Annotated in this window: 19 protein-coding genes; 12 read left to right on the plus strand and 7 right to left on the minus strand. The window is 67.5% G+C overall.

The genetic code is table 11. The features are described 5' to 3' along the window. Nucleotides 1-5 precede the first annotated feature (5 nt). Nucleotides 6-362: a DoxX family protein gene (locus ACZ50Z_RS05890; protein ID WP_464482691.1), complete on the plus strand. Its 357-nt coding sequence runs from the start codon at nt 6-8 to the stop codon at nt 360-362. A 21-nt stretch (nt 363-383) separates the two neighbouring features. Here the strand turns inward: ACZ50Z_RS05890 and ACZ50Z_RS05895 are convergent, their stop codons facing one another. The 5 genes from ACZ50Z_RS05895 to ACZ50Z_RS05915 form a co-directional block, all read right to left on the minus strand. Next, nucleotides 384-1,022: a sensor domain-containing protein gene (locus ACZ50Z_RS05895; RefSeq protein ID WP_464482692.1), complete on the minus strand. Its 639-nt coding sequence runs from the start codon at nt 1,020-1,022 to the stop codon at nt 384-386. A gap of 53 nt (nt 1,023-1,075) precedes the next feature. Further along, nucleotides 1,076-1,858 (minus strand): hypothetical protein, encoded by a 783-nt coding sequence (locus ACZ50Z_RS05900; RefSeq protein ID WP_464482693.1) that lies wholly within the window; start codon nt 1,856-1,858, stop codon nt 1,076-1,078. 364 nt (nt 1,859-2,222) lie between these two features. Then, a complete protein-coding gene (locus ACZ50Z_RS05905; RefSeq protein ID WP_464482694.1) occupies nt 2,223-2,717 on the minus strand; it encodes a nitroreductase family deazaflavin-dependent oxidoreductase in 495 nt (164 codons plus the stop codon). 7 nt (nt 2,718-2,724) lie between these two features. After that, nucleotides 2,725-2,997: a hypothetical protein gene (locus ACZ50Z_RS05910; RefSeq protein ID WP_464482695.1), complete on the minus strand. Its 273-nt coding sequence runs from the start codon at nt 2,995-2,997 to the stop codon at nt 2,725-2,727. Between the two features lie 109 nt (nt 2,998-3,106). After that, nucleotides 3,107-3,472 carry a hypothetical protein gene (locus tag ACZ50Z_RS05915; protein WP_464482696.1) on the minus strand — a complete coding sequence of 122 codons (366 nt, stop codon included), beginning with the start codon at nt 3,470-3,472 and terminating at the stop codon, nt 3,107-3,109. A gap of 127 nt (nt 3,473-3,599) precedes the next feature. Between ACZ50Z_RS05915 and ACZ50Z_RS05920 the strand changes: the two genes are divergently transcribed. The 3 genes from ACZ50Z_RS05920 to ACZ50Z_RS05930 are packed head-to-tail and all read left to right on the plus strand — an operon-like array spanning nt 3,600 to nt 6,078. Beyond that, the gene (locus tag ACZ50Z_RS05920) at nt 3,600-4,331 is read left to right on the plus strand and encodes a response regulator transcription factor (protein WP_464482697.1); all 732 of its coding nucleotides are present in this window, start codon (nt 3,600-3,602) and stop codon (nt 4,329-4,331) included. Next, complete coding sequence (locus ACZ50Z_RS05925) at nt 4,328-5,791, plus strand: sensor histidine kinase (RefSeq protein WP_464482698.1); 1,464 nt, start codon at nt 4,328-4,330, stop codon at nt 5,789-5,791. The genes ACZ50Z_RS05920 and ACZ50Z_RS05925 overlap by 4 nt, the downstream gene beginning before the upstream one ends. A gap of 47 nt (nt 5,792-5,838) precedes the next feature. Further along, nucleotides 5,839-6,078, plus strand: coding sequence for a hypothetical protein (locus ACZ50Z_RS05930; protein WP_464482699.1), 240 nt, complete (start codon nt 5,839-5,841; stop codon nt 6,076-6,078). A gap of 150 nt (nt 6,079-6,228) precedes the next feature. On the opposite strand, the gene ACZ50Z_RS05935 is transcribed toward ACZ50Z_RS05930, so the two are convergent. Next, a complete protein-coding gene (locus ACZ50Z_RS05935; RefSeq protein ID WP_464482700.1) occupies nt 6,229-7,218 on the minus strand; it encodes a S1 family peptidase in 990 nt (329 codons plus the stop codon). Between the two features lie 49 nt (nt 7,219-7,267). Further along, nucleotides 7,268-8,035, minus strand: a complete 768-nt coding sequence (locus ACZ50Z_RS05940; RefSeq protein ID WP_464482701.1) for a TVP38/TMEM64 family protein — start codon at nt 8,033-8,035, stop codon at nt 7,268-7,270. 180 nt (nt 8,036-8,215) lie between these two features. Here ACZ50Z_RS05940 and mutA point away from each other — a divergent pair, with 180 nt between their 5' ends. From mutA to ACZ50Z_RS05980, 8 genes are all read left to right on the plus strand, one after another. Beyond that, nucleotides 8,216-10,093, plus strand: a complete 1,878-nt coding sequence (gene mutA / locus ACZ50Z_RS05945; protein ID WP_464482702.1) for a methylmalonyl-CoA mutase small subunit — start codon at nt 8,216-8,218, stop codon at nt 10,091-10,093. Nucleotides 10,094-10,098: 5 nt separating this feature from the next. Further along, a complete protein-coding gene (scpA, locus tag ACZ50Z_RS05950; RefSeq protein ID WP_464482703.1) occupies nt 10,099-12,351 on the plus strand; it encodes a methylmalonyl-CoA mutase in 2,253 nt (750 codons plus the stop codon). Between the two features lie 76 nt (nt 12,352-12,427). Beyond that, a complete protein-coding gene (gene meaB / locus ACZ50Z_RS05955; RefSeq protein WP_036456008.1) occupies nt 12,428-13,399 on the plus strand; it encodes a methylmalonyl Co-A mutase-associated GTPase MeaB in 972 nt (323 codons plus the stop codon). A gap of 63 nt (nt 13,400-13,462) precedes the next feature. Further along, on the plus strand, nt 13,463-14,749 hold the full coding sequence (lipL, locus tag ACZ50Z_RS05960) for an esterase/beta-lactamase LipL (RefSeq protein ID WP_464482704.1): 1,287 nt from the start codon (nt 13,463-13,465) through the stop codon (nt 14,747-14,749). 362 nt (nt 14,750-15,111) lie between these two features. Then, complete coding sequence (locus ACZ50Z_RS05965; RefSeq protein ID WP_464482705.1) at nt 15,112-16,221, plus strand: acyltransferase family protein; 1,110 nt, start codon at nt 15,112-15,114, stop codon at nt 16,219-16,221. Nucleotides 16,222-16,556: 335 nt separating this feature from the next. After that, nucleotides 16,557-17,471: a sulfotransferase family protein gene (locus tag ACZ50Z_RS05970; RefSeq protein WP_464486110.1), complete on the plus strand. Its 915-nt coding sequence runs from the start codon at nt 16,557-16,559 to the stop codon at nt 17,469-17,471. A gap of 366 nt (nt 17,472-17,837) precedes the next feature. Continuing rightward, entirely contained in the window at nt 17,838-18,848 is a 1,011-nt protein-coding gene (locus tag ACZ50Z_RS05975; protein ID WP_464482706.1) for a sulfotransferase family protein, read from the plus strand. A 168-nt stretch (nt 18,849-19,016) separates the two neighbouring features. Beyond that, on the plus strand, nt 19,017-20,126 hold the full coding sequence (locus ACZ50Z_RS05980) for an NAD-dependent epimerase/dehydratase family protein (protein WP_464486111.1): 1,110 nt from the start codon (nt 19,017-19,019) through the stop codon (nt 20,124-20,126). Nucleotides 20,127-20,154: the final 28 nt, after the last annotated feature.

The following is a 20,154-nucleotide window of genomic DNA, read 5'->3' on the forward strand; positions in this document are numbered from 1 at the left end:
GCCGCATGAGTGCGTTGACTTCACCGAAGACCTATGCGGCCCTGGCCGCGTTCCACGCCGTCGACGCGGTGGCGTGCGGCGTGCAGGTGGCTCCGATCCGGAAGACGCTCGACGACGTCGGCGTCCCGGAAAACGTGCGGCCCGTGCTGCCCGTGGTGAAGGCGGCCGCCGCGGTCGGCCTGCTGTCGGTCGCCCGTTTCCCCGTCCTGGCGAGGTTGACGACTGCGATGCTGACGCTGTACTTCGTGCTGGCCGTCGGCGCCCACGTCCGGGTGCGCGACAAAGTCGTCAATGGTCTTCCCGCCGCGCTGTTTTTGGCCCTGTTCGCCGCGATGACGGTCAAGGGCCCGGACCGGGGTTAGTCCGTCGACAAAGGTAACGCCTTATGTCACGCGAACAGTAATGGTCTGAAGGATCGTTTGAGCGGTTTGTTCTGATTGCGGGAGACCAAGCGCTCCAACGTTTATCAGCACCGAGGACTTCACGCGATAGATCAATTTCCACAGCTTGGAATTCATGGTCACGGTGTCGGGATCGGGCCGGCCCACGGTGAACTCGTAGTTCTTGTCATGCAATGCGGCGCAGGCCGTCAGTGATGGGAGGAGCTGGTCAAAGATGGCACGCGCCGTTTCTGGGTCCGGGTAAATGCCCACGGCTTGGACCACATCGGCGACGCCGCGAACTTGAACTTGCCCCGCGCCACTGTAGACATCGCCGTTGTACGTCACGGAACGAAATTGGGTCCACTTGCCGTCGAAAATCGCTTCTTGGTCGAAGACGGGCCGGCATGGTCCCGGTGGGTTTGAATGGGAGCGACGCGGTTGTTGAACCGTTGAGCCCGGGCCGGAGTTCAGGCTTTCGGCGCCTGAGATGTGGCGTACGTCGTCGAGGTTGACGAGCAACGATTCGGCGTTCCGAGTAGTTGTGCCCGTAGCGCTTGTCTTGGCGGGCGTGGTCGCGTGACCGCACGCGGGCACGAGCAGGGCGCAGATGATCAGAATGGCCCTGCCCAGAGCGATCAAGGAGCCGCACTTCGGCGCGAAGCCACAAGACTGAGGTTTGGTATTCAAGTGCGTTACCGAGGGGCTGTGGGCGTCGGGGCCGGGGTGATTGTTGTTGGTATACCGCAGTCCAGCAGCTCGCTGGAAAGCTTCAGTAACTTCGCGTTCAAATTCAGATATTCTTCTTCGTACGCGGCCACTTCGACTGGGTCGTACGGGTCATATCTTCTTTCGTTGTGTTCGTTTATTTCGTTGATCAGCTCGCTCCAATCGTGAAGCAACTCAGTCGGATCGGCGCACTCAGATGGTTGTGGCGTAGGGGTCGAGGGGCTTTTGGGTAACGGGCCGTTTATGCCAGCCATCGCGTTGCTGATCCTGCTGGCGACCTGCGCGTCGGTCCCGATCAAATGTGCGGCGCGTTGGTAGATATCGGCTGCGTGAGCTTCGGCCTGTACTTGGCGGATGGCCCGATAGGCCGACGAGCCGCCGGTCGATACGTCGATGACTGATAGGTCTTCGTCGACAAAGAAGCCTGCTTCGTGGGCGTCGGCGACCGCATTGCGAACGCGCGATCGGGCTGCAAAAACATCAGTGGCCCCAGCGCGTGCCCTCCTGGCAGCCTCCTGCAACTGGTCGACCATGTTGCTCACCTTGAGTTTGTCGACATGTGTCCGGGTGCGCAGTGCATCGGCGCCGGCACCGTGCCAATCGATGTTGACGCTGTCTTTCCACGTTTGGGTGAACACCTCGTACCATTGGCCACTCGTTCGTGTCCAATGGTCGGCTGCTTCCGTCAGATGCTCAGTCGGCCAGGCTAAGAGCTCAGACAGGTCTGGTACTGCGATAGCGGCGCACATGGCCTACCGGTTCGCCCCTCGGCTGCCTACCGTTGAAAATGCTTCCGCCGAAATAGCCTCCCTGGCCGAATAACCCGCATCCGCCGCGGCGACTCTCGTGGCAACGTCGGTCATACGGTCGATCAGCCCTGCCGCAGCTAACTCGACGGCGGCATGTCCGCCGTTTACTGCGGCCGCGCTCGGTTGGCACGACAGCCCCGACTTCGGCGGTGGGGTGACGCGCAGTTGGGCTGTCTGCGAATGCCATTTGCCCGATAGCATCCGCAGTTCGGCACTTGGCACCTCGAGCCTGTCCATAAAGGGAAGCTTATGTCGTGCTCGAACTTCCCGTATGCAGCCAACCGGCCGGCCGTCCGGACCGGGGTTAGTCCAGCTTCAACTCGACCAGCGGCAGCGGGGTGTCAGTGTCGGTGATCGGCTCGCCGAGCGTGTCTTCGAGGACCGGACGCATCCGCTCCCACGTTTTGGGATGACGGGTCCGATAGTCGGCCATCGTGCGGTCGGCCTCGTGCTGGTCGAGGACACGCGCTGCGCCGGGTCTGGGCCCGTGGCTGCCGGCGTAGACCCGCACGCGAGGGTTGGCCTGAATGTTGCGGAACCACTGGGCTTTTCGGCCAAATCCGGAGGCGACGACGTAGACGTCGCGCGACGGATGCTCGATGACCTCGAGCACCGCGTAGCGCGGCGCCCCGGACTTGCGGCCGATGTGCTCGAGCAACAGGATGCGCGAACCGAACAGCGCGCCCGCACGGGCTTTGTAGATCCAGATCGGTGCGCGCATCAGAGGGCGCGACCGCAGCAGCCGCGCGGCGACCTTAGCGGGAAGCGGGGACGAATTATCTCGTGACACCCTCCCCATCCTGCACTCAGGGATGCGGGGGCGGCGGCAGGGGCGGCATGACGCTGGGCGCGGGTGCCTGCGCGGGCGACGGCGATGGTGGCGGTGAGTACACACACCCGGGCCCCGGCGTCTGCGCCAACGGTGGCGGATACGGCGGCGGGGGCAGCTCGACGCGCACCGTCCAAACGAGACCGGTGACGGCGAAGGTGGCCAGCGCGCCCAGGATCAGGCCGGCCACTCCGGCGAGGACGGCGACGCCGGCGGGAAAGCGGCGCGTCCCGGTGTTCTCCGATGTCATGGGGGTCTCCACGGTCGTCGGCGGTGAATAACCGAGACGGTACTGGCCCGACGGCTGCCGCCGTCACGATTTCGGGCATCGCGACGGCGGCAGGCTGGCTGACGTTGGGCTAGGGACGTGGCGCCGCGGGAGATGGCGGCGGGGGCGGCGTCGGGAACTCCTCGTGCGGCGGGGCGGGCCAGGCGCCGTGCGGCGGTCCCGGCGGGCCGGGCGGCGGCGCGAATCCGAAACCGCCCGGACCGGCCATCGGCGGTGGGCCGTGGAACAGCATCGGCGGGGGCCCGGGGGGCGGCGGCGGGCCGGGCGGCCCGACGCTGATGATCCAGGCGAAGGCGATGGCCGCGACGGTGCCGACCGCGCCCACCAGCGCGCCCGCCACCCCAGCGCCGATCACCACGCCGGTGGAGTGTCGGCGTCGCTCGGGTGGTTGGTGGGCGGGCGGCGGAGTGGTATCGATGTCGTCGTTTGTGGTCATGACACGGACGGTAGGAGCCGGATCTGAAGTGGGTCTGAAGAAACCAGCAGCCCGGAAGCGATGTTGTGCCCACCTCCGCGTGACAACGACCCGGTCCTTCAGGTTGGTTTCAGCAGCGACGCCGACAATGGTGGGCATGACGGATTGCCTGCGCCCGGCCGCCGGGCGCGGCGGCCACTTCAGCGTCGGCACACCGCGGGTGCTGGTCGTCGAAGACTCCGACACCATCCGGGAGATGGTCAGCGAGGCGCTCGCCGATGTCGGCTACCACACCGACGCCCGCTGCGACGGCGACGGGCTGGAAGAGGACCTCGAGGGGATGCGGCCCGACCTGGTGGTGCTCGACGTGATGCTGCCCGGCCGCGACGGGTTCGCGCTCATCGACGTCATCCGCGAATGGGGTGACATCGGGATCGTCCTGATCACGGCTCGCGACGGGCTGCCGGACCGGCTGCGCGGCCTCGACGGCGGGGCCGACGACTACGTCATCAAGCCGTTCGAGCTGGCCGAGCTGGTGTCGCGGGTCGGCGCGGTGTTGCGCCGGCGCGGCCGGCTGCCACAGGTGGTTCAGGTGGGCGATGTCGCGCTGGACCTCGGCGCCGGCGTCGCGGCGCGCGACGGTCACCCGCTGGACCTGACCGCCACCGAGCTGCGCGTGCTCGCGTTTCTCGTGGAGCAGCGGGGCCGGATCGTCAGCGCCGCCCAGATCTTGAACGGGGTGTGGGGCTACGACGCCTACGACCCCAACCTGGTGCAGGTGCATGTCAGCGGATTGCGGCGCAAGCTCGAGGCGCACGGGCCGCGGATCCTGCACACCGTTCGCGGCATCGGCTACCGGCTCCAGCCCGAGCGGCCATGACGGGCGCGTCGACGACGCCGACTCCGTCGCTGCAACGGCGCGTGACGCTGGTGGTGCTGGCGCTGCTGGCCGTCCTGCTCATGGTGCTCGGGGTGACCATCGACGTCACGATGGGTGTCCTCACCCGCCACAATCTGCACGACAGGCTGCTCGCCGCGACATCGCGTAGCGACGCGCTGAGCGCGGCGCACACCTCACCCGATCGGATCGCGGCCGAACTCAACGGCGGCGGGATTCGCGCGCTCGTCGTCACGGCCGACGGCACCGCCTATGGAGACCGCGGGATCAGTCCCGAGCTGACCGCCGGGCCCGTCGAGCCGCCACCGTTTTATCCGCCACCCCCGCCCTATCCACCCCCGCCCTATCCGCCCCCGCCTTATGCGTTTCCACCGCCACCCCCGGGCCCTCCGCCGGATGCCACGGCGACGGCCGTGGTGCACCCGATGCCCGACGGTTCCCGGGTGATCCTGGTCGCCGACACCACGCAGACGACGCAGGTCGCCCACCAACTGCGTTGGCTGTTGATCGCCGCCGGCCTGGTGACCCTGCTGATCGCGGCGCTGCTGCTGATCGCGGTGAGCCGGGCGGCGCTGCGACCGCTGGATCGGCTCACGGCACTGGCCACCGCCATCACTACCGGAGACCGAGGACGTCGCTTGCATCCCGAGCGCACCGACACCGAACTCGGCCGCGCCGCAAGCGCTTTCGACAGGATGCTGGATGCGTTGGAGACGTCCGAGCGCCGGGCCCAGCGCGCCGCCGACACCGCACAGCGCGCGGAGACGGCGACCCGGCGATTCCTCGTCGACGCGGCCCACGAGCTGCGCACCCCGATCGCCGGCATACAGGTGGCCGCCGAACAACTCGCCAACAGCGCCTCCGAACACCACGACGACGGCCAGTATCACCGGGCGACGCTGTTGTTCTCGGATGCGCGCCGGGCCGGACGGCTCGTGGCCGACATGCTGGACCTCAGCCGCATCGACGCCGGGCTCGCACTCGAGCGCGACGATGTCGACGTGGCCGCGGTGCTCGACGGCGAAGTCGACAGAGCCGCCATGCTGGCACCGCAGATCACGGTGCGCCGCACCGGATTACCGTCGCTGACGCTTCACGTTGACGCGACCCGCCTGTCGCAGATCGTGTCCAACCTGCTCGACAACGCCCGCCGGTACACGCCGGCGGGCGGCGCCATCACGGTCGACCTTCGCGCCGACGATGACGTCGCGGAGGTCACCATCACCGATACCGGTCCGGGCATCCCGAAGGAGGAGCGGGATCGCGTTTTCGAGCGGCTGGTGCGTTTGGACGCCGGGCGCGCTCGCGACCACGGCGGCGCCGGGCTGGGCCTGGCGATCGCGCGGGCGCTGGCCCGCGCCCACGGCGGGGAGCTGGCGTGCTTGCCGCACGAGGGAGGCGCCAGGTTCCGACTCTGCTTACCCATCAGTTGCGATTCGTAGCGGCACGCTCCGAAGGCTGTCTAGCCAGGGTGCGGCGAAAGGAGTCGGTGGCCGTCCCGATCGGTGCGATCGAGACGGCCACCGCTTGGCGCAGTTACCGCACAGCCGGCATCAGAACCCCGGCGGTGGCGGGTGGAATGGTCCACCGGGCCCCCCTGGGGGCGGTGGCCCAATGGGTCCCCCCGGCGGTGGCGGTGGCCCACCCGGCCCGCCCGGCCCCGGTCCCCAGGGCTGCCCCGGACCTGGCGGCGGCGGGGGAGGATCCGCATTCGCCACCGCCGCACTGAAGCCCGCCGCGCCAATCCCAAGGGCGCCCGCGAGCAGCGATCCAGCGATCATTCGTCGTATCTGCACTCGGCCCATCTCTCCTCTCGGTTACCTGCACGCTGCGACCGTAAGAAGTCAGCCTGAAGCTGACCTGAAGAAGGACGGTCGCGTCAGCGCGGGGACGACGGCGCCGTGATCGCGGTCAGGCGCCACGTGTCCAGCCACGGCCGCACCAACTCGGCGACGGAGAATTTGGCGCGGGACGCGCACCCGGCTTTGGGGGTGTAGGGGTCGCCGCCGCGGATGAGGATGCCGACGGCGCTGACGGTGCCGTCGCGCTCATACAGGTACACCGGGCCGCCCGAATCGCCGCATTGGCCGCTCGCCAGGAACACGACCTTGCTGGCGGTGATCTCCACGATCTGTCCGCAGGCGTCAGTGCCCGAACCCATGCCGAATTTGCACAACTGTTGTCCGACTTGAAGATTGGTGGCGACGCCGGTGACCGGCACCGACGCGGCGACCGCCGAGGACTGCGGAACATTGTCGCCGTCCAGCGTGATCAGGCCGACGTCGTGCTGTTCGTCGTGGACCCCCTCGCTGATCGTCCGGGTGAACGTGCCCAGGGTGGTGTAGGGGAGGACCCCGCCCAGGTTCATCGTCACCTTGCTCGGCTGACCGGGACGATTGCAATGACCGGCCGTGAGGATCCCGCGCTGACCGCCGCTCGTATGCACCAAAAACCCTGCGGTGCAACCCATTCCACCGGATCCGTCGGCATAGTCGACGTAGATTCCCGCACCCGGACCGATGGCGCTGGCTGCGGGCAGATCGATCGGCGCCAAAGTGGGCGGTGGCGGTGGGGGAGGCTGCTGCGCCGGCCTGGCGGCCTTGGGGGACAGGCAGACGGCCGCCACCAGGGCGGCGGTGCTGCAGACCGCCGCGACGATGAGCAGCGTGGTGTGCAGTTTGGCGCGCTGCGCCCATACGTCGGCGAACGCGCGGGCCTTGGGCCTGCGTCGCCGCTGGGCCCGGCTCGGCAGGAAGCCCAACACGGCGAGCACCGCCAACACCAGGGCACTGAGCGGGAGCGCGACGGTACGCGCCGGTGAGTATGGCGCCCCCCAGCTGGTGAACTCCAGCGCGTACACGCCCCCCATTAGATCGAGCTTTGCCGCCTCGCGTGGCGCTCTCAGCAGAGTTGGTGGATCAGCTGATGGTGGCCGGCTCCGGCGAGGCCTCGTCGTCGAGGCGATCGTGTGCGCGGCGGTGGTGCCGACGGAAGTGACGGATCTCGATGATCAAGCCCGCCAGGCCCAGCGCGCTGGTGATCGCCGACACCAGGTACAGCAGTGAACTGGGGTGTCCGGCCAGCGCGTCGCCGAGGACGACGACGGCGGTGGTGCCGGGCAGCAACCCGGCCAGCGTCGCCAAGGCGTACGGCAGCACCCGCACGCTCGAGGCACCGGCGGCGTAGTTGAGCGCCGAGAACGGCACCGCGGGAATCAATCGCAGCGAGACGATGGCCAGCCAGCCCCGCCGCCGCAGCCGTTGTTCCACCGTGTCGATCGATCGATGGCGCACCAGGCGATTCAGCCGCCACCCGGCCGCCCGGACCAACAGCAGGGCGATCATCGCGCTCGCGGTGCTCGCGACCACCGCGATGGCCACGCCCAGCAGCGGGCCGAAGAGCAGCCCGGCCGCCAGCGTGAACGCGGTGCGCGGAATGGGCACCACCGTCACGACGATGTGGGCGACGAAGAACGCGAGCGGGAACCACGGCCCGAGCGACTGCGCCCAGTCGCGCATCTGCACCGGCGAGGGCAGCGGAAGCCACGACGCCAGCACCAGCAGCGCTGTGATGCCCACCACTGTCCAGACGATTCGCGACCGGGACACGCTGCGCGCCGCCGCGCCCATGGCGCAGCAGAGATCGCGAAGCGTCGCGGTGATTTTGCTGGTGGCGGAACCCGTCACGGCATCCAAGGTTACGGGGCGCAGATGAATTGGGCGTTGCCCGCGGCTGGCGTTTCGTCCAGATCCCGGTCCGCGCGCGGCACCTGGCGGTTTTTAGCGGAGAGCTCCCATCAATTAGCCTCAATAGCTAAGTGGTATCCCCAAAGCTGTAGCCCAAATGCTGGGAAAAGGGAGCAATCGGTGTCCATTGATGTACCCGAGCTCGCCGGCCTAGAACAGGTTCGCGGGCGTTGGCGCAGTGCGGTCGCCGGAGTGCTGGCCAAGAGCACCCGGAAGGACCCCGAGCAGTTGGGGGACGCGCCGGAACGACTGCTGGAAACCCCCACGTACGACGGGGTTGCGATCCGCGCGCTCTACACCGCGCTCGACGAGCGTGCCGAACCGCCGTTGCCCGGCGAGTGGCCCTACGTGCGGGGCGGCGACGCGCTGCGCGACGTCAAGACCGGCTGGCGGGTCGCCGAGGCGTTCCCGGCCACCCCGGTGCCGGGCGTCGCGGCCAAGGACGTCAACTCCGCGGTGCTCGACGCGCTCGGTAACGGGGCCAGCGCCCTGGTGCTGCGGATCGGGGAGTCCGGCGTGGCTGCCGACCAGCTGGCCGACACGCTGCAGGGTGTCTACCTGAGCATGGCGCTGCTGATCCTCGAAGCCGGCGCCGAGTACGCCGCGGCCAGCGACGTGGCGTTGGCCCTGGCCGACGAGGTGGAACCCGACCAGCGCGCCACCGTTTCGATCGATCTCGCCGGCGACCCGCTGACCGCGGCGCTGAGCGGGCGGGCCGCTCCGAAGATCGAGGACGTGGTCGCCGTCGCCAAGCGGGCCGCCGAGCACACCGGGGTGCGCGCGATCACCGTCGACGGGCCCGCCTTCCACAACCTCGGCGCCAACGCCACGTGGGAGCTGGCCGCCGGCGTCGCGGCCGCGGTGAGTTATTTGCGGGTGCTCACCGAGGCGGGGATGCCGATCGGTCAGGCGTTGCGGCAGATCAGCTTCCGGTTCGCCGCCGATGACGACCAGTTCATGACGATCGCCAAGTTCCGTGCGGCGCGCAACCTATGGGCGCGGGTCGCCGAGGTCGTCGGCGAGCCGGATTCCGGCGCGGCCGTCATCCACGCGGAGACCTCGCTGCCGATGATGACCCAGCGCGACCCCTGGGTGAACATGCTGCGCTGCACCCTGGCCGCCTTCGGCGCCGGCGTCGGTGGCGCCGACTCCCTGCTGGTGTATCCCTTCGACGTGGCCATCGACGGCGGATTCCCGGATATCGCAACGAGTTTCGCGCGCCGCATCGCCCGCAACACCCAGCTTCTGCTGCTCGAGGAGTCACACGTGGGCCGCGTGCTGGACCCAGCCGGCGGATCGTGGTTCGTGGAGGACCTCACCGCCCGGCTGGCCGAGCAGGCCTGGCAGCATTTCCAGGCCATCGAAGCGCACGGCGGATTCACCGAGGCCGTCGACTTCGTCGCCGGCCAGATCGGCGAGGTCGCGGCCCGCCGCAGCGATGACATCGCGCACCGCCGCACGGCGATCACGGGTGTCAACGAATTCCCCAACCTCACCGAACCGCCGCTGCCGCAAAGCGACTCGTCGTATTCGCCGCTGGCCGCCGGCAAGCTGGTGCGGTACGCGGCGGAGTTCGAAGCCCTGCGCGATCGCTCCGACGCCTACGCGGGCCGCACCGGGTCGCGCCCCCAGGCCTTGTTGCTGCCGTTGGGCCCCTTGGCCGAGAACAACATTCGCGCGACGTTCGCCTCGAACCTGCTGGCCTCCGGGGGCATCGAGGCGATCAACCCGGGAACCGTCGACGCCGCGGGCGTCGCGGGCGCCGTGGCCGAGGCGGGGACGCCGACGGTGGCGGTCATCTGCGGCACCGACAAGCGCTACCAGGACGAGGCGTCCGGCGTCGTACACGCGGCGCGCGGCGCCGGCATCGACCGGGTTTATCTGGCCGGGCCCGAGAAGGCCGTGGCCGAGTCCGAGCACCAACCGGACCAATTCCTGACCGCGAAAATCAATGCGGTCGAAGCACTGTCGGATCTGCTCACAAGGCTGGGGGCGTAGTTAGGATGACGACCACTGCACCTGCTGTCGGCAGCTTCGCCGACGTGCCGCTGCACAGCGAGCGGACCATCGCGCCGGCCACCGAAACCGCCGTCGAAGAACACGTGGCCGCGGCCGCGGCCGCGCACTGGTACACCCCCGACCAATTGCAGTGGCATACGCCGGAAGACATCGACGTCAAACCGGTCTACATCGCCGCCGACCGCGCCGCCGTCGAGGCCGACGGCTATCCGCTGCACAGTTTCCCCGGCGAGCCGCCGTTCGTGCGCGGGCCCTACCCGACGATGTATGTCAACCAGCCGTGGACGATTCGGCAGTACGCCGGGTTCTCCACCGCCGCCGAGTCCAACGCCTTCTACCGCCGCAACCTGGCGGCGGGCCAGAAGGGCCTGTCGGTGGCCTTCGACCTGGCCACCCACCGCGGCTACGACTCCGACCACCCGCGCGTGCAGGGTGACGTCGGGATGGCCGGTGTGGCAATCGATTCCATTCTCGACATGCGGCAGCTCTTCGACGGCATCGACCTGTCGACGGTGTCGGTCTCGATGACCATGAACGGCGCCGTATTGCCCATCCTGGCGCTGTACGTGGTGGCCGCCGAGGAGCAGGGTGTTCCGCCGGAGAAGCTGGCCGGCACCATCCAGAACGACATCCTCAAAGAGTTCATGGTGCGCAACACCTACATCTATCCGCCCAAGCCGTCGATGCGCATCATCTCCGACATCTTCGCCTACACCAGCGCCAAGATGCCGAAGTTCAACTCCATCTCGATCTCCGGCTACCACATCCAGGAGGCCGGTGCCACAGCGGATTTGGAGCTGGCCTACACCCTTGCCGACGGGGTGGACTACATCAAGGCCGGCCTGGACGCCGAGCTGGACATCGACAAGTTCGCGCCGCGGTTGTCGTTCTTCTGGGGCATCGGGATGAACTTCTTCATGGAGGTCGCCAAGCTGCGGGCGGGCCGGCTGTTGTGGAGCGAGCTGGTCTCCCAGTTCGATCCGAAGAGCGCCAAATCGCTGTCGCTGCGCACACATTCGCAGACCTCGGGCTGGTCGCTGACAGCGCAGGACGCCTTCAACAACGTCGCCCGCACCTGCATCGAGGCGATGGCCGCCACCCAGGGGCACACGCAGTCGCTGCACACCAACGCCCTGGACGAGGCGTTGGCCTTGCCCACCGACTTCTCCGCGCGCATCGCCCGCAACACCCAGCTGGTGCTGCAGCAGGAGTCGGGCACCACGCGGCCCATCGACCCGTGGGCGGGCTCGTATTACGTGGAATGGCTGACCCATCAGCTCGCGCAGAAGGCCCGCGCCCACATCGCCGAGGTCGCCGAGCACGGCGGCATGGCCCAGGCCATCAGCGACGGGATCCCCAAGCTGCGCATCGAGGAGGCGGCCGCGCGCACGCAGGCCCGCATCGACTCCGGGATCCAGCCGGTGATCGGCATCAACAAGTACCAGGTCGAAGAGGACCAGGAGGTCGAGGTCCTCAAGGTCGAGAACAGCCGGGTGCGCGCCGAGCAGCTGGCCAAGCTCAAGGAGCTGCGCGAAAGCCGCGACCAGCAGGCCGTCGACGCCGCGCTGGCCGAGTTGTCGCGCGCGGCGTCGGCGCACGGCCGTGCGGGTGAGGACGGGCTGGGCAACAACCTGCTGGCGCTGGCCATCGACGCGGCCCGCCACAAGGCCACCGTCGGCGAGATCTCCGATGCGTTGGAGAAGGTGTACGGCCGTCACCAGGCGGAGATCCGCACCATCGCCGGCGTCTACCGCGACGAAGCTGGAAAGGCCGGAAACATGGCCAGCGCAACCGAACTCGTCGAGAAGTTCGCCGAGGCCGACGGCCGCCGCCCCAGGATCCTGGTGGCCAAGATGGGCCAGGACGGCCACGACCGGGGCCAGAAGGTGATCGCGACGGCGTTCGCCGACATCGGCTTCGACGTCGACGTCGGGTCGCTGTTCTCCACGCCCGAGGAGGTGGCCCGCCAGGCCGCCGACAACGACGTGCACGTGGTCGGGGTGTCCTCGCTGGCGGCCGGTCACCTGACGCTGGTGCCGGCGCTGCGCGACGCGCTCAAAGAGGTGGGGCGCCCCGACATCATGATCGTGGTGGGCGGCGTCATCCCGCCCGGCGACTTCGACGAGCTCTACGAGGCGGGGGCCGCCGCCATCTTCCCGCCCGGCACGGTGATCGCCGACGCCGCAATCGGCTTGCTGCACAAGCTCGCCGAGCGGCTGGGCTACACGCTCGACTAATGGCCGCGAAACTGCAACTACCGACGACCCCACTCGGGAAACGCGTTGCCAGTTACAGTCTCGCGGTGTCGGAACGATGAACCCAAAGCAGCTCGCCGAGGCGGTCCGCAACGGTGACCGCGCGGCGCTGCCGCGCGCCATCACCTTGCTGGAGTCCACCCGCAAAGACCATCAGGAGAAGGCGCAGCGGCTGCTGCTGGAGCTGACGCCGGACGCGGGCAACGCGCACCGGGTGGGCATCACCGGGATTCCCGGGGTGGGCAAGTCCACCACCATCGAGGCCCTCGGCATGCATCTGATCGAGCTGGGCCATCGCGTGGCGGTGTTGGCGGTCGACCCGTCGTCGACGCGCACCGGCGGCTCGATCCTCGGGGACAAGACCCGGATGGCGCGCCTGGCCGTGCACCCGGATGCATACATCCGGCCGTCGCCCACGTCGGGAACCCTGGGCGGGGTGGCCAAGGCCACCCGCGAAACGTCGGTGCTGCTGGAGGCCGCCGGTTTCGACGTGATCCTGATCGAGACCGTCGGCGTCGGGCAGTCCGAGGTGACCGTGGCCAACATGGTCGACACCTTCGTGTTGTTGACCCTGGCGCGCGGTGGCGACCAGCTGCAGGGCATCAAGAAGGGCGTGCTGGAGCTGGCCGACATCGTCGTGGTGAATAAGGCCGACGGGAACCACCTTCCGGAGGCGCGGACCGCCGCGCGCGAGCTGTCCGGGGCGATCAGGTTGATCTATCCGCGCGAAACCCTTTGGCGGCCACCCGTTCTCACGATGAGCGCCGCCGAGGGAACGGGCCTCGACGAATTGTGGGACACCGTCGAACGTCACCGTCAGGTGCTCAGCGAGGCGGGGGAGTTCGAGGCGCGCCGCCGCGGCCAGCTGGTCGACTGGACCTGGCAGATGGTGCGCGACACCGTGCTGGACCGGCTGGCGTCCAACCCCGCGGTGCGCAAAATCCGGGCCGACGTCGAGCGAAAGGTCAAGGCGGGGGAGCTAACCCCGGCCCTGGCGGCCCAGCAAATATTGACGGCCGCGTCGGGTTAACGGTTCGGTCAATAATCGGGGGTTTCGCTCCTGCCGGTTGTGTAATCCAAGTAAATTCAAAGTGTGACGGTGGATAACCGAGTCAATCGCCGCGCGGTCCGTGTCCACGATGACCTTGACGCAGGTCACCGTGTGTCCGGCGCGGCGGACTCACACTTCGGGTGCGTCGTTCGTAGCTTTTCCAGCATGTTTCCCGCCCGCCGGTTCGGTGGCGGGGCGTTGGCCGTCTATGTCGACGGCCAGCCCGTCGTGGACGTCTGGACGGGTTTTGCCGACCGAGCCGGCCAGCGGCCGTGGTCGGAGAACACCGCCCCGATGGTGTTCTCCGCGACCAAGGGGATGGCCGCGACGGTCATCCACCGCCTCGCGGACCGGGGGCTGATCGACTACGACGCCCCCGTCGCCGAGTACTGGCCCGAGTTCGCCGCCAACGGCAAGGCCGACATGACGGTGCGGCAGGTGATGCGGCACCAGGCCGGCCTCTCGGGGCTGCGCGGCGCCACCAAGGACGACCTCCTCGATCACATTGCGATGGAGGAGCGACTGGCCGCGGCGGCTCCCGGGCGGCTGCTCGGCAAATCCGCCTACCACGCGCTGACCTTCGGCTGGCTAATGTCGGGTCTGGGCCGGGCGGTGACCGGCAAAGGTATGCGCACACTGATTCGCGAGGAGCTCGCCGGACCGCTGGGCGTCGACGGCCTGTACCTGGGCCGGCCGCCGGCCGGGTGCCCGACGCGGGTCGCCGAGATCGTCGCGCCGCAGAACCTGCTGGGCAGTTCGGTCGTCAACTACGTCTCCCGCAAGGTCGCCAACGAACTCTCCGGCGGGTTCCGGGCGATTTATTTCCCGGGCATGGTCGCCGCGGTCCAGGGCGACACCCCGCTGCTCGACGCCGAGATCCCGGCGGCCAACGGGGTGGCCACGGCGCGCGGCCTGGCGCGGATGTACGGCGCCATCGCCAACGGCGGCGAGGTCGACGGCATCCGATTCCTCTCTCGCGACCTGACGGCAAGCCTGACGGGTGAGCGCAGCCTGCGGCCGGACCGAAACATCTACGTGCCGTTGGCTTTCCACCTCGGCTATCACAGCCTGCCGATCGGCGGTGTGATGCCCGGATTCGGCCACGTCGGGATGGGCGGTTCGGTCGGATGGGCGGACCCCGCCTCGGGGGTGGCGTTCTCGTTGGTGCACAATCGTCTGCTGACGCCCCTGGTGATGAGCGATCACGCGGCGTTCGTCGGGATCTACGCGCTGATCCGCAGGGCCGCGGAAAAGGCACGCAAACGCGGGTTCCGTCCGGTCACCGAGTTCGGGGCGCCGTACTGCGAACCGGGAGCCGTCGCCGGATGACGCCGAAGGCGCCCGCGCAGGCGGCGTGAGGTCCGCGTTGCACGGAGCGCCACAATTGGGCGCGTAATTGACAGGAGCGCTTAACATCGGTCGCCCGATTCCACACCGCGTTCGACCGACGCTGTCCAGCTCTTTGCGGGCGATGTACTCTGTCCGGATGTTTGCTCAGCTCATTCCTGCGCATTCCCGCGGCGTTGCCCGACAACGCCGAGCGGTAATCGCGGCTTTGCGAGTTTGCTGATGACTGAGCCGCGCTATTTGTGCCCGCCCGCCGGGCAACGGGAATCGTTCAGATGAGCGCAAATCCGACAGTTTCTGGCGCCAGTGCCATTGCCAGTCGCGGGCCAAAGCGGCCATGGTCGATGAGCCCGACGCTCGCCCAGGCCTTCGACACCCGAAGTAACGCACTGAACGCCTGGCGACTGGTGCTGGCGTCCGGCGTCATCCTGCAGCACTCCTGGCCGCTCACCGGCCGCAAGATCTACCCGCCGATCGAGCAGCTGCTCACCCAGGTGTGGGTCGACGGATTCTTCGCCATCTCGGGATTCCTCATCACGGCGAGCTGGGTGCGCAACCCGCGGCTGCGCGAGTACTTCGTCGCCCGGATCCTTCGCATCTTTCCGGGGCTGTGGGTCTGCCTGGCCGTGGTGGCTTTCGTCATCGCCCCGATCGCCGTGGCCATCCAAGGGGGTTCGCCCGCCAAGCTGCTGCTGTCTCCCTCGCCGGCCTTGTACGTGCTGAACAACGCCGTATTGAACGTGTACTACGCCGGCATCGACGGAACGCCGCGCAATGTTCCCTTCCCGGGTGTGTGGGACGGCGTGCTGTGGACCCTCATATTCGAATTCTTCTGCTACATCGCCATTGCCGTGTGCGGGGTAGCCGGGCTCCTCAAGCGGCGGTGGCCGGCTCCGGTGGTGTTCGTTGTGTTCCTGGTGGCGGCGGCTGTGGTTTCGTACCCCATTGGCTCGCTGGAGAATATTTTCCAGATGATCACGCGGTTCGCCCTCGTTTTCGCTGCCGGAGCGCTCCTGCATCAGTACCAGGACAAGATTCCCGCCCGATGGTCACTGGTCGCGGCGAGCGCGGTCATCGTGGTGGTGGCCGGTTTGCTGGTTCATAATTACCGGATAGTCGCGGCCATTCCGCTGGCCTATGCTGTCGTCGTTTCTGGAGCGCTGATCCACCAGCAGCGCCTGAGATTGCGGACGGACCTTTCCTACGGCGTGTACATCTACGCCTGGCCCATGCAGCAGCTGTTGGTGATCTGTGGTCTCGGCTTCTTGCATCCCCTCGCGTTCACCGTTGTCGCCGGCGTCGCAACTCTGCCGCTGGCCGCACTGAGCTGGTTCCTGGTGGAAAAGCGGGCGCTTGCGCTCAAATCCCGCTTCAAGCGCAAAGTTCGTGTAGAGGACGGGGTGGCGGCCGCTGAGTCGCAACCGCCCGCGCACACCGCCGCCGCGGGCGACTAATTGCGCGGTGCATAACCTCGATCTCACCTTTAGCTGGAGATATTAAAAGGCGCGCAGATCGATGCTCTTTGGCCTGCTAATGCACGTTGCTGAAGAGGCCTCATGGGTGCGCGACGGGATTGCCGGCGACGGGTAATTGAACTTTGCCCCAGAAATTGCAAACTCATGCATAATGACCCGTGATCCCCGGGGGCCGCATGACGCGCGCATGACGCGCAACGGAAAGGTGTGGGTCCGCGATGACAGCTCCCCGGACGACTCAACTCGCCAATCTCCCCGACCCTGCCGCCCGTGCCGGAACCGCCGTCCGTCCGGTTGCGCTGTTCGTGCTGGGCATGGCGAGGTCCGGGACGTCGGCGCTGACCCGGGTCTTGTCGCTGTGCGGCAGCACGCTGCCGGCCGGAATGTGCGGCGCCGACGGGAACAACCCGCGCGGCTATTGGGAGCCGCGCGCGGCGATCATGCTCAACGAAACGATCCTGCGCCGCCACGACAGCAACTGGTACGACCCGACGCTGCGTCTACAGGAGGAGTGCGCGTTCGGCGCCGAGGAGAAGGCGTCCTGTATCGCGGAGATCGCGGCGTATCTGGGCACGCTGCCTGCGGCGCCGCTGGTGGTCATCAAGGAGCCGAGGATCACGGCGCTGACCAGCCTGTGGTTCGAGGCGGCGCGCCAGGTCGGCTTCGACGTCGCCGCCGCGATTGCGGTGCGCCACCCGCAAGAGGTTGTCGCCTCGGCGGCGAAGTACGTGAACACCTCGCCGGAGCTCTCGAGCGCATTGTGGCTCAAGTACAACCTGCTCGCCGAGCGGCACACCCGCGGGATCCCGCGCGTGTTCGTCGACTACGGCAACCTCCTCGACGACTGGCATCGAGAGATCAAGCGCATCGCCGCCACGCTGGAAATCGATCTGGACACCGCCGACGAAGGCGCCATCGAGGAATTTCTCACCCCCGAACTTCGTCGCCAGCGATACGGCGGCCCGGTGGCGGACCATTTCGGTGCGGACTGGATCTCCGCCGTCTACGAGGCGCTGCGCGGGGCCGCGCAGGACTACCCCCTGCACGTAGCGACCCTGGATCGGGTTTTCGAGTCGTATCAGGCCGGGGAGCGAGATTTCCGGATGGCCTTCACGGATTTCCACGCCCGCACCAACAGCATGCTCCGCCGGGTGTTCCGGCCGTTTATCGTCAAGCGGATCCTCGAGGTCGCCGCGATGGTGCACCGGCGCAGGGGCGCCTGGGCCTAATCCTCATCGCGAACGCCCAAAGGTTAAGTAAGAAAAACAGTTTCGTAAAAACGGCACCTGGATCGTTTGGGCCTTCTATAGTCTTTTGCGGGCGCAATAATTAGATGGTTCTCACGGGGGGCAGAAGTTGCCGGTCGCACGTCAAGCCTGACTCTGCATGAGGAGTGCGGCAGGTCGTCTCCTCTTTGCCAAAGTTGTTGAGCGGGCCGGGATTTAGCTCGCCGACATCGTAGTGGGCGCGATGGTGTCGATTCCGAGTAGTTGCTGCGCGCATCGACGCGCCTACTCCAAATCGGAAACCCCTGGATATCAACCAAACTCCGAAAGTCGCTCAGGTGCAAGACCAGTGAAAGGTTTGGATTCGCGATGAGATTGGCCCGCATGACCAAGCCCGTCGAAAACGCCGCCACGTCCTCCAACTCCCTCGGCGCCGGAAACCGCCCGGTGGCCCTTTTCGTGCTGGGACCGCAACGGTCAGGTACCTCGGCGCTCACCCGGGTGCTCTCGCTGTGCGGTGGCACGCTGCCCGCCGCGATGCTGGGCGCCGACGCCAACAATCCGCTCGGGTATTGGGAACCGCGAGCGGCCATCTCGCTCAACGAAACGATCCTGCGCCGTCTGGGGACCAATTGGTACGACCCCTCGCTTCGCTTCCTGGATGACGATTCACCCACCAAAGAAAACAAGGCCTGCGTCGCCAAAGTCACGGAGTATCTGTCCACCCTGCCGGCGGCGCCGCTCGTGGTGATCAAAGAACCCCGCATCACGACACTGTCCGACCTGTGGTTCGAGGCGGCGCGCAGCGCGGGGTTCGACGTCGCCTCGGTGATCGCGGTACGTCATCCGCAAGAGGTGATTTCGTCGATCGTGAAGTCCTGGCACGTCTCTCCCGCACTCGCGAGCGCCTTGTGGCTGAAGTGCAACATCCTGGCCGAACGAAATTCACGCGGCGTGCCGCGGGTCTTCGTCGACTACGCGAACCTCCTCGACGACTGGCGTCGGGAAATGAAACGGATCTCCACGGAACTGCCGATCGAATTGCACACCCAGGAAGAGGACGCCATCGACAGCTTCCTCACCCCCGGATTGCATCGGCAACGGCACTGCGGCCCGGTGACCGATCTTTTCGGCGCCGATTGGATTTCGACGGTCTACGAATCGCTTCGCGAGGCCGCGCAGGACGACCCCATCGACATGTCAACGTTGGACCGCGTTTTCGCGGCTTACCGGGCAAGCGAGCGCGATTTCCGTAAGGCGTACGAGGATTTTCACGGCTTGTCGAACAGCATGCTGTTCCGGCTTTTCCGGCCGGCCATCGCCAGGCCGGTAATGGAAGTTCTCGCAATGGCCCACCGGCACAGGGGCACTTGGGCGTAGCGCCTTTCGCGCATGCGCTGCGGCCCCGTCGCCGATCTGCTCGGCGGAATCCCCTGATACTGCGGTAAGTCCCCGATATGATCGACCGGACCGCGATCACGGCGAATGCGCCGATCGCATATTCCTTCAGCATCGGAAAAAGGGAGGCGTCGATTCGTGTCAGCGTCCGTGCTCATCACCGGCGGGGCGGGATTCATCGGGTCGGCGCTCGCACGTCGTCTCCTGGAAGCCGGATACGACGTCGCCGTGATGGATGTGCTGCATCCCCAGGTGCACGGGGGAGATCGGCCGATCGAGCTGCCGCCGTCGGTGCGCTTGTTCACCGGCGACGTCACCCATGCACCCGACTTCGACGCGGTGCTGCGGCTGTTCCGCCCCACCCAGGTCGTGCACCTGGCCGCCGAGACGGGAACCGCGCAATCGCTGTCCGAGGCGACGCGACACGGCTCGGTGAACGTCGTCGGAACCACCCAGCTCCTCGACGCGCTGAGCCGCTCGGGACTCGTGCCCGAACAACTCGTCCTGGCGTCATCGAGGGCGGTGTACGGCGAGGGCTCGTGGCAATTGGGCTCGCAGATCTTCTACCCGCGACCCCGCAGTCACGCGCAACTCGTCGCGGGCCTCTGGGATCCGCAGGGTCCTGCGGGTGAGCAGGCGGTGCCGTTGCCGAGCCGCGCCGACCGAACCGAACCGCGACCCACCAACGTGTATGCGGCGACCAAGTTAGCCCAGGAACACTTGATGGCCGCCTGGACGTCCGCGCATGACACCAAACTCAGCGTGCTGCGTTTGCAGAACGTCTACGGACCGGGGCAATCGCTGACCAACTCGTACACCGGAATCGTCGCCCTGTTCGCGCGGTTGGCGCGCCAGGGACTTGCGTTGGAGGTCTACGAAGACGGCCGCATCGTGCGCGATTTCGTCTACATCGACGCCGTCGTCGACGCGCTGTTTGCGGCGGTCGAGCGCCCGGCAACCCGGCCTCGCTGTCTCGACATCGGGTCCGGCCACGCCACCACCATCCACGAGCTGGCCAACACGATCGCCGCCATGTGTGACGCGCCCGCACCGACCGTCGTCGGAAAATTCCGCGACGGCGACGTCCGCGCCGCGAGCTGCGACATCGAGCCGGCCATCAACGAGCTCGACTGGCATCCGAAGTGGACACTCGACGACGGTTTGCGCGTGCTCCTCGATTGGATCGGCGAGCGGCCCGAGGCCGCCGCCGGATCGAACGAAGCGGTCCGTCCCGTCGTTGAACAGGCGGGACGCCGCTGAGAAGTCCGGCCTGGCGGTGACCTGCGGT

It is taken from the genome of Mycobacterium sp. NTMscope_MAC_269, assembly GCF_976985695.1.

Coding starts and splice junctions, on each gene's coding strand:
- ACZ50Z_RS05890 (WP_464482691.1), top strand. CDS start 6: ATGAGTGCGTTGACTTCACCGAAGACCTATGCGGCCCTGGCCGCGTTC.
- ACZ50Z_RS05900 (WP_464482693.1), bottom strand. CDS start 1,858: ATGTGCGCCGCTATCGCAGTACCAGACCTGTCTGAGCTCTTAGCCTGG.
- ACZ50Z_RS05905 (WP_464482694.1), bottom strand. CDS start 2,717: ATGGGGAGGGTGTCACGAGATAATTCGTCCCCGCTTCCCGCTAAGGTC.
- ACZ50Z_RS05910 (WP_464482695.1), bottom strand. CDS start 2,997: ATGACATCGGAGAACACCGGGACGCGCCGCTTTCCCGCCGGCGTCGCC.
- ACZ50Z_RS05915 (WP_464482696.1), bottom strand. CDS start 3,472: ATGACCACAAACGACGACATCGATACCACTCCGCCGCCCGCCCACCAA.
- ACZ50Z_RS05920 (WP_464482697.1), top strand. CDS start 3,600: ATGGTGGGCATGACGGATTGCCTGCGCCCGGCCGCCGGGCGCGGCGGC.
- ACZ50Z_RS05925 (WP_464482698.1), top strand. CDS start 4,328: ATGACGGGCGCGTCGACGACGCCGACTCCGTCGCTGCAACGGCGCGTG.
- ACZ50Z_RS05935 (WP_464482700.1), bottom strand. CDS start 7,218: ATGGGGGGCGTGTACGCGCTGGAGTTCACCAGCTGGGGGGCGCCATAC.
- scpA (WP_464482703.1), top strand. CDS start 10,099: ATGACGACCACTGCACCTGCTGTCGGCAGCTTCGCCGACGTGCCGCTG.
- meaB (WP_036456008.1), top strand. CDS start 12,428: ATGAACCCAAAGCAGCTCGCCGAGGCGGTCCGCAACGGTGACCGCGCG.
- ACZ50Z_RS05965 (WP_464482705.1), top strand. CDS start 15,112: ATGAGCCCGACGCTCGCCCAGGCCTTCGACACCCGAAGTAACGCACTG.
- ACZ50Z_RS05970 (WP_464486110.1), top strand. CDS start 16,557: ATGGCGAGGTCCGGGACGTCGGCGCTGACCCGGGTCTTGTCGCTGTGC.
- ACZ50Z_RS05975 (WP_464482706.1), top strand. CDS start 17,838: ATGAGATTGGCCCGCATGACCAAGCCCGTCGAAAACGCCGCCACGTCC.